Source organism: Arthrobacter sp. Soil_N43 (genome assembly GCF_057655195.1).
This window is the reverse complement of sequence record NZ_JBDGML010000114.1, coordinates 1-13,316: the sequence shown is the minus strand read 5'-3', so window position 1 is coordinate 13,316 and position 13,316 is coordinate 1. Positions and strand designations below refer to the sequence as shown.

Annotated in this window: 14 protein-coding genes and 1 pseudogene; 10 read left to right on the top strand and 5 right to left on the bottom strand. The window is 67.6% G+C overall.

The genetic code is table 11. The features are described from left to right. The first annotated feature begins 64 nt into the window (after positions 1-64). The gene (locus AC3A3W_RS17300; RefSeq protein WP_487444238.1) at positions 65-1,555 is read left to right on the top strand and encodes an amidohydrolase; all 1,491 of its coding nucleotides are present in this window, start codon (positions 65-67) and stop codon (positions 1,553-1,555) included. A gap of 56 nt (positions 1,556-1,611) precedes the next feature. Here the strand turns inward: AC3A3W_RS17300 and AC3A3W_RS17295 are convergent, their stop codons facing one another. Beyond that, on the bottom strand, positions 1,612-1,821 hold the full coding sequence (locus AC3A3W_RS17295) for a hypothetical protein (protein WP_487444237.1): 210 nt from the start codon (positions 1,819-1,821) through the stop codon (positions 1,612-1,614). 135 nt (positions 1,822-1,956) lie between these two features. On the opposite strand from AC3A3W_RS17295, the gene AC3A3W_RS17290 reads away from it, so the two are divergent. Next, on the top strand, positions 1,957-4,020 hold the full coding sequence (locus AC3A3W_RS17290) for an AfsR/SARP family transcriptional regulator (protein WP_487444236.1): 2,064 nt from the start codon (positions 1,957-1,959) through the stop codon (positions 4,018-4,020). A gap of 49 nt (positions 4,021-4,069) precedes the next feature. On the opposite strand, the gene AC3A3W_RS17285 is transcribed toward AC3A3W_RS17290, so the two are convergent. Further along, the gene (locus tag AC3A3W_RS17285; RefSeq protein WP_487444235.1) at positions 4,070-4,369 is read right to left on the bottom strand and encodes an antibiotic biosynthesis monooxygenase family protein; all 300 of its coding nucleotides are present in this window, start codon (positions 4,367-4,369) and stop codon (positions 4,070-4,072) included. 179 nt (positions 4,370-4,548) lie between these two features. Here AC3A3W_RS17285 and AC3A3W_RS17280 point away from each other — a divergent pair, with 179 nt between their 5' ends. The 4 genes from AC3A3W_RS17280 (at position 4,549) to AC3A3W_RS17265 (ending at position 8,267) form a co-directional block, all read left to right on the top strand. Beyond that, positions 4,549-5,757: an FAD-dependent monooxygenase gene (locus AC3A3W_RS17280; protein ID WP_487444234.1), complete on the top strand. Its 1,209-nt coding sequence runs from the start codon at positions 4,549-4,551 to the stop codon at positions 5,755-5,757. Positions 5,758-5,798: 41 nt separating this feature from the next. Then, entirely contained in the window at positions 5,799-6,122 is a 324-nt protein-coding gene (locus AC3A3W_RS17275; RefSeq protein WP_487444233.1) for a hypothetical protein, read from the top strand. A 128-nt stretch (positions 6,123-6,250) separates the two neighbouring features. After that, complete coding sequence (locus tag AC3A3W_RS17270) at positions 6,251-7,591, top strand: sensor histidine kinase (protein ID WP_487444232.1); 1,341 nt, start codon at positions 6,251-6,253, stop codon at positions 7,589-7,591. Then, complete coding sequence (locus AC3A3W_RS17265) at positions 7,584-8,267, top strand: response regulator (protein ID WP_487444231.1); 684 nt, start codon at positions 7,584-7,586, stop codon at positions 8,265-8,267. Before AC3A3W_RS17270 ends, AC3A3W_RS17265 begins: the two co-directional genes overlap by 8 nt. A 4-nt stretch (positions 8,268-8,271) precedes the next feature. Here the strand turns inward: AC3A3W_RS17265 and AC3A3W_RS17260 are convergent, their stop codons facing one another. After that, the gene (locus AC3A3W_RS17260) at positions 8,272-8,634 is read right to left on the bottom strand and encodes a VOC family protein (RefSeq protein ID WP_487444230.1); all 363 of its coding nucleotides are present in this window, start codon (positions 8,632-8,634) and stop codon (positions 8,272-8,274) included. Positions 8,635-8,786: 152 nt separating this feature from the next. Here AC3A3W_RS17260 and AC3A3W_RS17255 point away from each other — a divergent pair, with 152 nt between their 5' ends. Then, a complete protein-coding gene (locus AC3A3W_RS17255; RefSeq protein WP_205651659.1) occupies positions 8,787-9,404 on the top strand; it encodes a uracil-DNA glycosylase family protein in 618 nt (205 codons plus the stop codon). 43 nt (positions 9,405-9,447) lie between these two features. Here AC3A3W_RS17255 and AC3A3W_RS17250 read toward each other — a convergent pair whose 3' ends face one another. Both AC3A3W_RS17250 and AC3A3W_RS17245 read right to left on the bottom strand, forming a co-directional pair. Then, positions 9,448-10,674, bottom strand: coding sequence for a type II toxin-antitoxin system HipA family toxin (locus AC3A3W_RS17250; protein WP_487444229.1), 1,227 nt, complete (start codon positions 10,672-10,674; stop codon positions 9,448-9,450). Beyond that, on the bottom strand, positions 10,671-11,000 hold the full coding sequence (locus tag AC3A3W_RS17245) for a helix-turn-helix transcriptional regulator (protein ID WP_487444228.1): 330 nt from the start codon (positions 10,998-11,000) through the stop codon (positions 10,671-10,673). Before AC3A3W_RS17245 ends, AC3A3W_RS17250 begins: the two co-directional genes overlap by 4 nt. Positions 11,001-11,235: 235 nt before the next feature. Between AC3A3W_RS17245 and AC3A3W_RS17240 the strand changes: the two genes are divergently transcribed. From AC3A3W_RS17240 to aspA, 3 genes and pseudogenes are all read left to right on the top strand, one after another. Further along, positions 11,236-11,955 carry a FadR/GntR family transcriptional regulator gene (locus tag AC3A3W_RS17240; protein WP_487444227.1) on the top strand — a complete coding sequence of 240 codons (720 nt, stop codon included), beginning with the start codon at positions 11,236-11,238 and terminating at the stop codon, positions 11,953-11,955. Between the two features lie 47 nt (positions 11,956-12,002). Beyond that, entirely contained in the window at positions 12,003-13,118 is a 1,116-nt protein-coding gene (locus AC3A3W_RS17235; protein ID WP_487444226.1) for an asparaginase, read from the top strand. Between the two features lie 9 nt (positions 13,119-13,127). After that, positions 13,128-13,316: pseudogene (gene aspA, locus AC3A3W_RS17230) on the top strand (aspartate ammonia-lyase); the annotation flags it as partial.

Sequence of the window (13,316 nt, the reverse complement as noted above, 5' to 3'; positions counted from 1 at the left end):
CCCTGCGGGTCTTCGGTGCCCCGCCGGAATTGCTGCCCGGCCGGTCCGCCCCTAGCCTGTTCGTATGCTTCCTCATGCCACGTGTCCCACTCCGGCAGGCCTCCTGCTGGCCTCCGTCAGGCAGCCCGGCGAGGCGGCGCTGCTGGATGTCCGCGTCGCCGACGGGGTCATCACCCACGTCGGACCGGCGGGAGAGGTGCCCCGGGACGCACCGGTGGTGGACCTTGATGGCCGGTTCGCTATTCCGGGCCTGTGGGACGAGCACGTGCACATGACGCAGTGGGCCCTGGCCGCCAACCGCGTCGATCTTTCCCAAGCGGAATCCGCGCGGGACGCCGTCGAGGCGGTCCGGACCCGCCTCTCCAGCGCATCCCCGGACCGCACTTTGGTGGGTGTCGGTTTCCGGGATGCGGTGTGGGCGGACGTGCCGAGCCTTGAAATGCTCGACGCCGCCACGCACCACGTGCCCGCCGCCCTGCTCAGCCACGACCTTCACTGCGTTTGGCTGAACTCAGCTGCAGCGTCAAAGTACGGCGTGGAGGTGGACGCCAGCGGCCTGCTGCGCGAGGACGCGGCGTTTGCGGTGACGCGGGAGCTGGGCAGGCTGCCGGCCGACGTGGTTGATCCGTGGGTCCAGGATGCCGGCCGGGACGCCGCCGCCCGAGGGATTGTGGGCATCGTCGACTTCGAAATGGCCTGGAACCGCGACGCCTGGCTACGCCGCGCGGCCGGCGGATTCGCCGCCTTGCGGGTGGACGCGGGCGTCTACGCGCAAGACCTGGAGCGGGCGGCCGCCGCCGGGATGCGTACCGGCCAGGCGCTCGACGGCGGGGCGGGGCTTGTGCGGGTGGGCCCTCTGAAGGTGCTCATCGACGGCTCCCTGAACACACGCACTGCCTACTGCGAGGACCCTTATCCGCACGGCGGCCACGGGATGCTCACCGTGAGCGAAGCCGAGCTGTACGAGCTGCTGGTGTGTGCACGGGACACAGGCTTTGTCCCGGCCGTCCACGCTATCGGCGACGGCGCCAACCGGGTGGCGCTGGACGCCTTCACCGCCGCCGGCATTTCGGGGCGGATCGAGCACGCCCAGTTTGTGCGGCGGGAGGACTTCGCCCGGTTTGGCGGACTGGGGCTGACGGCCAGCGTGCAGCCCGCCCACGCTTTGGACGACCGCGACGCCGCCGAGGCCAACTGGAGCGGCCGGACAGGCCGGGCATTCCCGCTGCGGTCGCTGCTGGATGCCGGCGCAACACTGGCGCTCGGCTCCGACGCGCCGGTCGCCCCGCTGGATCCGTGGCTGGCCATGTCCGCGGCGACCACCCGCTCCCGGCCGGACGGCCGGGGGCCGTGGCATCCGGAGCAGGCCCTCACGCGGGAAGAGGCGCTCCGCGCCTCGACACGGGGGCGCAGCCGCATCCAGGTCGGCGACCCTGCCGACCTTGCGGTGCTCGACGGCGACCCGCTGGCTGTTCCTGATGCCGTTTTCGCCGAAATGCCGGTGGCCGCGACGCTGGTGGCGGGACGGTTTACCCACCGGGGCCCCGGGGTTTAGGTTTCATAGCCCCGCTGTCCTCAAACGACCGATGGCACACCCGGCCATGCCGGAGTTCAGTGCTTGCCACCTGTTTCAGGTCCGTCCCCTTTGGCGGCCTCACCGTGGTGCGGATGGTCTTTGTGGCGCGCTTCCTGAAGGTGTTGCTCCAGCTTCTCTTCAGCGTCGCGGCGGCGCTGACCCACGGTACGTATCTGCTGGGTCGTGGGCGCGGCGTGGGCGTGCTGGTGGGGGCCGTGATCCGGAGGGTCTGCTTTCTCGCTCATAGTGGAATCGTCCCACCGGACACGGCCATCAGGAAGCGGTTGTCTCTGTCATTGGCGGCGCGGCAGTGGGATTCTAGAGGAGTGACGGCGGCGGTCGATGGCGAGGTGCGTATCCGGCTGCTGGGCGGCTTCCGCGTGTCGGTAGACGCGCGGGACATCCCGGACAGCGAGTGGCGCCTGCGGAAGGCCAAGGCCGTGGTCAAGCTCCTGGCATTGGCGCCCGGTCACCGGTTGCAGCGGGAGCAGGTACTGGATTCCCTGTGGCCTGGCTTGGACCCGGATGCGGCTGGCGGCCAGCTTCGCAAGGTGGTCCATGAGGCCCGCCGCATCCTGGATCCGAGCCCGTCGGCATTGGACCGGTACCTCATCTCGGGCGAGCAGCTCCGGCTGCGCCGCGAGTCGACGTGGGTGGATGTGGATGCGTTCGAGGCTGCCGCTTTGCGGGCACGCCGGACCGGCGACCCGGCCGCGTATGCGGCAGCGATTGGCCTGTACGAGGGGGATCTGCTGCCGGAGGACCGGTATGAGGACTGGGTAACAACCAAGGAAGGGTCGCTCCGGTCGGATTTCCTCGCGCTGCTGGTCGAACAGGCGAGATTGCTGGAGGCCCGCGCGAACTTCGACGGCGCCGTGTCGGCACTCCGGCGGGTCATCGCAGCCGATCCCATCCACGAAGAGGCAGGCGCCGCGCTGATGCGGGTGCTGGCGCTGACTGGCCGGCGACACGAGGCCATGCAGGAACACGAGCGCCTCCGCGCAGCGCTGGACCGGGAACTGGGCGTCGAGCCAGACCCCGCTACGGAACGGCTGTTCGAGCAGATCCGCTCAGGCCTGTCAGCGGAGCCTGAGCTGGCCGGGGAGTTGCTCGAGCAGGTCGGTGGCCTGCGGTTGATGTCGGGCGATTTTCAGGGTGCGGTCACAGCGTTCGCGGGGGCGATAGCGCGCCTGCGCGGTTCCGGCGCCAATGCCCGCTCGGCCCGGCTGCACCGCAAAGCCGCGCAGGCCTGCCTCATGACGCAGGACACGGCCTCCGCTGAGAGGCACGTTCGGGCGGCCGAGGGCCTGCTGGCAGGCACGAAGGACGAGGCCGAGAAGGCGCGGGTTCTGGAGGCGCACGCGAACTGGCTGTGGGCAGTGGGGCGCTACGACGAGGCGCAATCAGCAGCGGAGGCCAGCCTGGCAGCCGCCGGGGCCCACGGAACCGGCGAGGACGTCGCCGCGGTGCAGGAAACACTCGCCATCATCTGTCATATGCGCGGAGCGTGGCGGCCCGGTCTTCAGGCCGAGATCGAGCGGCTGGGTGATGCGGGCGAGCAGGATCCGCGGCTGGGAAGGATATTCGAATTCCATTGCTGCATCGGTGAGTACCATCTCTACGGGGACGGGCTGTGCGAGACGGTCGAAGACTACGCCCGCGGCACGCTGGCTCTGGCCATCGACCGGGGCGCGCGGCACGCCCAGGCGTTCGCCTGGTGCCTGCTCGGGGAATCGCTCCTGTTGCAGGGGCGCTGGGATGAGGCGGCGGGATGCCTGGAGCGCAGCACGGAACTGTACGCCGAGCTCGATACCCGCTCCGGCGTGCTGCCCTGGCAGCGGCTTGGCGAGCTCGCGGTCATGCGTGGCGACAGCAGCGCGGCCGCGGCGTACCTTCGTCACGGAATGGCGATCGCCGTGGTGTCGCCCCTGGCCCAGCACGCGTGGGGCCGGCTGTATGCGACGGCGGCGTTGGACGCGCTGGAGCGCGGCAATCCTGCCGAGGCGGTCCGCGTTGTCCGGTCCGCGGCATCGGCGGCGGCGCGCTACGGCGAATGTCCGACCTGCACCGCCCTGCTGTATCCGATGGCGGCCGAAGCATTCGCGGCACTGGGTGACCGGGCGGGCGCAAGCGTATTCACCCAGGCGGCAGAGAAGGTTGCGCATTCCTTCCAAAGTTCGGCGTGGACTGCCATGGCCGAGTCCGCCCGCGGTTCGCTGGCGCTGACCGACGCGGACACGGGCGGGGCGCGCGAACGGTTCCTCTCGGCCGCGCGCCTCTACGAACGGGCCCACCAACCGTTCTGGTCCGCCCGCTCCAAGCTGCAGGCCGCACTCGTCGGCACGGGCGGCCCGGCTGACCGGCACCTGCTGGACGAAGCGGCCAGCGCGTTCGAGCAACTCGGCGCGGTACGGACGCTCGATGCCGCACGCGGCGCAGCCTGATCGCCGGCCCAAGCCGCCCGCCGCAGGTGCCGGCGTCAGAGCCGGCGCGTCATACGGTCGCTACGCGATCGAAATCGGCACCGTTCATGTGCTCGCACAAGGCAACGCAGGCATCGAAATGGGCCGTGAACTCCGGATTCTGCTTCCATGCGTTCCGGGACGCCTCGTCAGTCCACTCCGCGAACGAAACATAGTGGCCGGGAACGCGTCGGTCACGAATGAGGTTGGCCACCACGATCGACGGGTAGTTCGCCCGGGACCACTGAAGGAATTCCGTCCACCGGTCGATAAACTCCTGGTCGCAGCCCTGCTTCACCTGCCAGGTTCCTGAGGCATAGTGGTCTGCCATCGGTCTCACCTCCTTTCAGAATCTCGCTTTCACCGTAGGCCGCGACCGTTCCCCACGCGTTCCCCAGCGGAGTAGGAAGCGAGTGGGCGGCGAGGGAGGCCGGGGCGTAGCGTGGATACTGCCCAGGGCGAAGAGTCCGGCCCGGCGGAAGGGGCCGGATGACCCGGGAAGGGATTCCCATGAAGGCGATCATTTGCGGGGCCGGCATCAGCGGGCTCGCTGCTGCGGCTTTCCTTGCGGGCGACGGCTGGGACGTGGTCGTGGTGGAGCAGGCAGCCGGACCGCGGCCGCAAGGCTACATGGTCGATTTCTTTGGTCCGGGGTGGCAGGCTGCAACGGCGTTGGGCATCATCCCGCGGATTCGGGAGCTGGGCTACAGGGTGGAACGGCTGGATTATGTGGACGGCCGCGGCAGGGCCCGGGCAAGCCTGCCCTTTGCCAGGTTCGCTCAGGTCGTCAGGGGTGAACTCGTCAGCATTCTGCGCCCTGACTTGGAACTGGCCATCCGCGAAGCCGTGCCGCCAGGCGTGGATCTGCGCTATGGCCGCACGGTGTTGGCCGTCACGCAGAGCCGCGCTTCCGTGACCGCCATGCTTGACGACGGGGCCTCACTTGAGGCGGATCTCCTCATCGGGGCGGATGGCATCCACTCAGTGATCAGGGAGCTGGTTTTCGGGCCGGAGCCGGAGTTCCTCCACTATCTCGGCTTCCACGTGGGCGCCTATTCCTTCAGGGACCCGGAGGTCGCCTCGCTGGTGGGTGACAGGTTCGCCGTCACCGATACCCGCAACGAGGCCATGTTTTTCTACCGCCTGCGAGACGGAACGATCACGGCGATGGCCGTGCACCGCACGGACGACCCGGCCCGTCCCGATGATCCCCAAGGCATGCTCCGCTCCAGGTACGGGAGGCTGGAGTGGATCTGCCCGGCAGCCCTCCGCCACTGCCCGAAGGACTTCTACTACGACCAGGTCGCCCAGATCAGAATGCCCCGCTGGCACACGGGACGCACCGTCCTGGTCGGTGATGCGGCAGCCGCGGTGTCACTGCTCGCCGGCCATGGAGCCTCCCTCGGAATGGCCGCCGCCTATGTGTTGGCGGATGAACTGAAGAAGCAACCGGACCTCGGACGGGCGCTCGACTCCTTCGAAACGCGCATCCGGCCCTTGGTCCTGGAGCACCAGAAGGCGGGCGTTTCCGCCGCGCAATGGTTCGTCCCCGCCACCCGCCACGCCGTGCAGGTGCGCCGTGCGGTGATCCGCCTCGCCCGGATCCCCGGCTTGACGCGCCTCATCAGTTCCGCAGTGGTCGGCAAATCCGGCCAGCACTTTCTCCATCCGAAAATCCGTCACCCCAGTAAAGTCCCGCTGGCGGACCCGCAGGCATAAGCTACAAGCAGAACGTTCCCTCGACCGCCGGAGTGCTCGTCATGGACAGTGAATTCGCCGAAGTCATCGATCATGACGTCACCACCATCACCTGCGTCTGCGGCAACACCGTCAGCAACGAGGGATTGATTCAGGCCAACTCGGAGGGCATCCCCGTTTACATCGGCCGTAACTCCAATCTCCCCGACGGATTGGCCGCCTGGCCCGACGATGAGGACCTCTATACCCTCTGCCCGTCCTGTGGTCGCGTGTACCGTGACACGGTCATCGAAGAGACAGGCACCGCGCCCGTTGCATTCCGGGTCGATGTCACCACTGGCCCGGTCGCAGAGGCCATCCAGGTTCACTGGAGCCTCGACCTCTAAGGCTACGGGCAGTGTGCTTGTAGGGATCGGCAGCCGAACTGGCCCGATGAATGAATCATCTGGCTTATAGGTTGAGATTGCCGTGATCAGCAGGGTTCTGCCTGATTTCCGTGGATATGGTGGCAGGCATGGAACCAGTTCTGAATTTTGCACGGCGTTGGGGCGCCCCCGTGGCGGCCGTCATCTTCTTCTCCCTGTGGGCTGTGGCCGAGGCCGGCAGAATGGGAGGGTCCTTCCTGGCGTGGCCTGGGAACTGGGCATTGATCCTGATGGCGTTGGCTGTTGCCTCGGCAGCATGGAACCCGGCGGTGTCTCTGGGATTTACGGCTGCACTGCTCGCCGGGCAATTGAGCCATTCCATCCCCATGATGGCGTCCACACACTGGGCCATCTATATCGGCTCGTTCATCGCGCTCGGCTTCACCCTGTGGACCGCGCCGCACCGGATGCGCTACATCGCTGCGGGGGCCAATCTGGTGTTCGCGGCCATCATGACCTTCCTCATACTCTCGTGGAGATACGGCGGCGGTGTCGGTTGGTATGCGCCGGTGTATTACGGTGACAGGCCGACGCTCATGGCCTATGGCTGGCAGTTGTTCGCGTTCCTCCTGCTGATCGCTGCAGCCTGCGCCGCCGTCGGGCTTCTGCTTGCCCTTTATCAGGAACGCGGCAACCTGTTCCGCGCCCGCGAGTTGGCGCAGAGCAGCCTGAAGGAAACCGAGATTGATTTGGTCGTGGAGCAGGAGCGGACACGCATTGCCCGGGATCTTCACGACGTCCTCGCCCATTCGCTTGCGGTCATAGCGGCGCAAGCCGACGGGACCCGGTACCTGAGCAAGGACCAGCCCCCGGCTGTCCTCAACGCCCTGGACACCATCGCCCGGTCAGCCCGCAGCGCACTGGTGGATGCCCAGCGTGTCATCGAGGGCGTCCGCGACGACGGGATGGTGACGCCCCAGCCTCGATTGAGCGACATCAAGGCGTTGATTGACAGCATGCAGCGGGGCAGCCTGAAGATCCGCTTTAGTGAATCCGGGACGCCTGTGGAGCTTTCTACCGGACAGCAGGTGGCTGTTTTCCGAATCGTTCAGGAATGCCTGACGAATGCGCTCAAGCATGGCGGGCGCGGCACGGATGTGAGGATCCACTTTGACTGGACCGGACCCGGCCTGACCCTGCATGCGGCGTCGGCCACCCGGCCCGGCGATCATGAGGGCCCTGGCAATACGGCCGCGCCCCGGATCGGGCGGGGGCTTCCCGGCATGCGCGAACGCGCCCACCTGGCCGGAGGCTGGCTGACAGCCGGACCTGATGGCGACCACTTCCGGGTAACGGTCTTCATTCCCTTCGGAAGCCGCGAGGCCAGTCCGGAGGACGATGCAGCTCCCTCGGCAGCGAAACAGCTTCTGACGGGAACAGGGCTGCCGCGGCTGGAAGCGGCTGAACAGGGAGCGGACAGCCGTGGGTGATGCCGGGCTGCGCATCACGGTGGCGCTCGTTGATGACCAGGCCTTGTTCCGTGCCGGCATCCGGATGCTCATTGAGAGCCAGGAGGACATGGAGCTCTCGGGCGAAGCGGGGGACGGGAAACAGGCGATGGCCCTGGCAACGGAACGTCGTCCGGACGTCATGCTGATGGACTTGCGGATGCCTGTGATGGATGGCGTCGAGGCCACGCGGAGGATAGTTGAAGACGCCGATGCAGCCGGTATCGACAAGCCCAGGATCATCGCGTTGACCACCTTTAACCGGGATCAGGCCGTGGTTCAGGCTGTGCAGGCCGGGGCCAGCGGGTATCTGCTCAAGAGCGCGGAGCCTGAGTTTCTGCTGGCGGCCATCCGCACCGTTCACTCCGGCTACTCGGTTATCGCGCCGGGATCTATCCATTCCCTCTTCGAGCACGCCGCCCGCAACGCTCCCGCTCCAGGCCCGGACCTCTCCGTCCTCGACGTCCTCTCCGTGCGTGAGCGGGACGTCTTCCTGCTCGCGGCCAAGGGCCTGAGCAATGGCGAAATGGCGGAGGGCCTGTTCGTCTCCGAAGCCACGGTTAAGACCCACCTACGAAGCGTGCTGGACAAGCTGGGCCTCCGGACCCGCCTCCAACTGGTGGCGTATGCCCACGAACGCCGCCTTCTCGGGGATTGAACAATCAGCCCCAGCAGAGGCAGAACGGATGCCCTGCCGGATCCGCGTAGACCTGGAAGCCTTCAGCCGATTCGGTGTCATCTGCCGGCTTCAGCAGCCGGGCGCCCAGTGACATGGCATGGTCATGGACGGCTGCCAGGTCATCGACGTACAGGTCGAGGTGGATCTGCTGTTGCGTCCCGTCGGGCCAGTCAGGCTGAACATGGTTGGGCGCGAGCTGAAAGCCCAGCCGCGGCTCCTCACCGACGTACACAGTGTGCCAGTCGTCGTCGGTCTCCACCGTGCCGCCCAGGAGTCCGGCCCAGAAGGTGCTCTCGGCGGTCAGGTCCGCTGTGTCGAAGACGACGATCTGTCGGGTGATCTTCATCCCGTCATCCTTGCACGGGGCGTCAGATATTCCGAGGGGTTCACCCTCGCGGTGGTCCCGCCCACAGAATCTCCCCGCGCACCCAATCCGGCAAAAGCGTACAGTGGAACAAGACGCCTGATTCTGGACGCCTTGCTGCTGAGGGAGAGATCGTGACGATTGACTGGGACGAAAAAAAGGCCCTGCTACAGGAACCGAACATCGCGGCGGTAACGCAGCTGTGCGACGAACTCATGGAAAAGAAGCCGGGATCCATCGTTCCCTACATCGACCCCATCCATGACGAGGATGAGTGCCGGATAGTCAGCCTGCACGTCAGCCCGGGCAAGGGCACCGAATCAGGGTTTGTTTCGCACCTCAACGACGATGAAGCCGCCCGCCGGGCCACCCAGATCTACGAGCTCGCGGAACTCGAACCCCGCTACGTGATGCCGTGGAACGCCTACCCCTGGGTGCGCGACGCGGACATGCCGTCGGCGCTCAACGTCCAGGAGAAAACCGACGGACTGCGCCCCTTCCGCCAGTTCCTGAAAATCAATAAACGGGTCTCGGCGATCATTGCCCACGGCACGGATGCCTCCACTTTCCTGACCCTCTTTGAGAAGACCTACCACTCGTCCCTGAAGAACAACGGCATTAAAATCTACAAGGCCAGCGCGCTCGGCGGGCGGGCCTTTGCTGTTTCCGAGGCCAAGCAGGAAGAGCTTCTCGCCAAGAGCGTGGACATCTACAAGGACGCCATGCAGCGGGCGGGCATCCAGCACCTGTAGCACCAAAGCACAAACACGACGGCGGAATCACGCCTGGGCGCCTTCACCCCTCGAGCAGCCTCCGCCGGTGCTTCAGCTCCTTCACCCACGCCCTGGTGACCATGTCCGGAAAAGGCGAGCCCCCGCCGTCGTGCGTTGACGCAAAAGCCGTGCCGGCGTCCAGGTCCGCGAGCAGCGGGCCCGCCGCCTTCAGCGCGAGCTCCACCACCTGCGTCGCCGCGCGTTCCGTCAGGCCCAGGCCGGTTGCCCAGCCCAGGAAGTGCTTCCGCGAGATGCCGCTGCGCTTGCCGCCGAGCGTCAGCGCGAGGGTCTTGTCGCCGTAGACGACGGTGGAGGGGATGTCGTAGACGGGCGCGATGGACCACTCTCCGTGTGGCTGCTGCACCATGGACACGTTCTTGGCGTGCAGGTCCCCGTTGCCGCTTAGCCACGCGAAGGCGGCCTGGATGGCCAGGTTCCGCAGGGCCGGCAGCGGCGCGGCGCAGTATTCGGCGAGCGCACGGCACACCGTTCCGAACCCCACGTTGTACTTGTCCGCGGGATACAGCTTCAGCACCTGCGCCCCGTCCTCGACGGCGAGGCGGGCCACCTGGTCGCCGCCGCCCGCCACGGGCACCCGGTCGAACCGCTCCACGAGCAGCCCCGGCCGGCCCGCGATGTCCCGCATCAGCTGCACCCGGCTCAGCGGAATCCGCAGCTTCGCCGCGTAGCGGAACATGATGAGTTCGTTTTCCACCACGTGCGGGAATTCCGGCGCGTTGAGCTTGAGGATGAACCGCCGTCCGGCGCTGGCCACCGGCATGGAGATCATCCCGGCGGACAGCTTGTCCTGCACACCCGCGAGGGCCACGGGATCGATCAGGCCCGAGTCCCCCAGCAGCTCATCGAAGTCCACCGGCTTCCGCTGATCCACCTCGACGGCGTGCTCCTCCGGATCCAGCGGCTCGCCGTGCCCCACGATCTGCACGTCGCCCACCGGGTTCCCGCCCGCGGCAATCAGCAGCGAGAGGTCATCGTCCGCGCTGGTCTTGATGGACCGGCGCAGGGCGTTCAGCCGGCGTCCCTCCGGCAGCAGACCGGTGAAGTAGGGCGGGGCCGCCCCTGCGGCGGACAGCACCGGTTCCGGTGTGAGAGGCAGCGAACTGGCGACGGCTGGACCGCCGTTATGCAGGTAGGCGGGCAGATAGCTGAACCTGGTGCCGCCGTCGTGCCGTTCCAGCCGCGCCGCCAGGACGCCCCGCTTGTAGATGTCGGCGACCCGGTGCCTCATGGCCGCTTCTCCCCCCGGGTGTCAGCAGCGGCTGCCGTGCCTGCCGCCTCCAACGCAACGTCCGACGGCGGAACGGCCGACGGCGGCTGGCTCACCAGCGCGCGGGCCGCTTCCCTCGCCCGGGTGGCGAGCCGCAGCTCCAGGCCCAGCGTCTCCAGCACCGCGAGGAGGGAATCCAGCTGCACACTCGGCTTGCCCTGCTCCACGAACCGGACAAAGCGCTCGGAGACTCCGGCCATGTCGGCAAGGTCCTGCTGGCTAAGACGGAGTGCAGCCCGGCGGGTGCGGACTTGCGCCGCCAGCATCCGTGGAAAATTTTCAGCCAATTGGGGCTCCTTCATAGGCACGTTCCTACCGATTGCGGATATTTCCCAGCTTAAACCCGTTACTGGCGAAAGGGTAGAGGCGAATCGGCACGAACGTACCGGGCCGATATGACCGTGGCTCTTCTTCCGCTCGTCCTTCTGCCCGCCGACTCAATCCGGTCCTTCGTGAGACCGAAGGGGCCGCACAGGGCCTGCGGGTTGACACCCCCGTGTGACCCGTGCCATATTCTTAATCGTGAACCTGTCAGACAGCCGGACAGCCGGACAGCAAAGCGGAGGGATCGCCTCCCCCCTTGCCCGCCTCAGCGCCGCCGAGGCGGTCTTCAACGCCATCCGCGGGGACATCGAAGGCGGCAGGCTGGCCATCGGCGCCAAGCTCAACTCCGAGGTTGCCCTCGCGCAGCAGTACGGCGTCAGCCGCTCCGTGATCCGCGAGGCCCTCCGCTCCTGCACCGCCTTGGGCCTGACAGTGACCCGCACCGGCCGGGGCACCTTCGTCGTCGCCGACCACGTGGCGAACGATCTGGTCCTCGGCCAGTTCTCCGCCCGCGACCTCACCGAGGCCCGGCCGCACATCGAAGTCCCCGCCGCCGGCCTCGCCGCCGAACGCCGCACCGCCGAGGACCTGGACATCCTTCGCGCCATGGTGGCCTCGATGGCCGTGGAAACCGACCCTGAAGCCTGGGTGGTGCTCGATTCCGGCTACCACGCCGCCATCGCGCGCGCCAGCGGCAACAAGGTCTTCGAAAGCGTTGTGGCCGACATCCGGGACGCCCTGACGCACCAGTCCGAAACCCTGAACCTGGTCACGGAAGACCGTCAGCACGCCTCAAACGTGGAACACCAGGCCATCCTCGAGGCCATCGAAGCAGGCTCGGCAGCAGACGCCAGCGCCGCGATGAGCGCCCACCTCCGTGCCGTCGGCGAAGCGCTCGACTCCATCCTCAAGCAGTAACCTCCAGCAGCTAATTTTCCACCAGCTATCCACCACCCAAGGACTCCATGCCCTCCCCCGCCATGCCGGCAAGCCCCTCCTTCACCGCGCCCGCCGCAGCCGTGCCCGCCAAGAGCAGCGCCTCCGCAGCAGCGCTGCCCCGCCACGAACCGCTTGCCGTCCAGACCCGCGACGGCCTCGTGGAAAGCATCCACTACGGCTCCCTCATCGCCACCGCGCCGGACGGCCGCGTCCTGTTCTCCGCCGGTGAGCCGCAGGCCTCGTTCTATCCGCGCTCCTCGCTCAAGCCGCTGCAGGCCGTGGCCCTGGTCCGTGCAGGACTCGACCTTCCGGCCGACCTCCTGGCCCTCACCGCCGCAAGCCACTCCGGAGCGGCCGAGCACCGCGACGGCGCTGCCCGCATTCTCGAACTGCACGGACTCACCGCCGCTGCCCTCGAAAACACCACCGACCTCCCCTACGGCACCAGTGAGCGGGAGGACTGGCTGCGCGACGGCGGCGGGGCCACGCAGATCACGCAGAACTGCTCGGGAAAGCACGCAGCCATGGCCGCCACCTGCGTCATCAACGGCTGGCCGGTCAAGGGTTACCTCGATCCCGGGCACCCGCTGCAGCAGCTCGTGGCCAAAACCGTGGCCGAGCTGACCGGGGAGGAGCCGTCCGGCCCCAGCACCGACGGCTGCGGCACCCCGCTCTTCGCCCTGACCCTCGCCGGGATGGCCCGCGCCTTCGGCCGGCTGGCGTCCGCAGGACTGCCGAACGGCACTTTCGACGACGGTGCGCCCGCCGCAACTCCGGAAGCCGCCGTCGCGCACGCCATGCGGAACCATCCGGAGATGGTGGCGGGCGAAGGCCGCGACGTCACCGAGCTCATGCGCCTCATGCCCGGCCTGCTGGCGAAGGACGGCTTTGAAGGGATCCAGGCCGTGGGGCTGCCGGACGGCAGTGCATTCGTCATCAAGATTTCCGACGGCGGCGACCGCGCCCGTCTGCCGGTCACCGTCCGGGCACTGGAGGGGCTCGACGTCGACACCTCGCCGCTCGCCGGGCTCGCCGCCGGCACTGTCCTCGGCGGCGGCAGGCCCGTGGGCCTGCTCCAGGCCGTTGATTTCCTCTCGCCTGCCCCCGCCAACGACTCCGTCCCTGCCAACGACGCCAACTAAGGACTGCACATGACCGAAACCCTGCCCCTGCCGGAGGCGCAAGACCTGCATGTCCGGTCCGAGCATGATCTGCTCGGTGACCGGGATGTCCCCGCGGGCGCTTACTGGGGCGTCCACACGCTCCGCGCGGTGGAGAACTTCCCCATCACCGGCCAGCCGCTCTCCACCAACATGCACCTGGTCCGCGGCCTCGCCGCC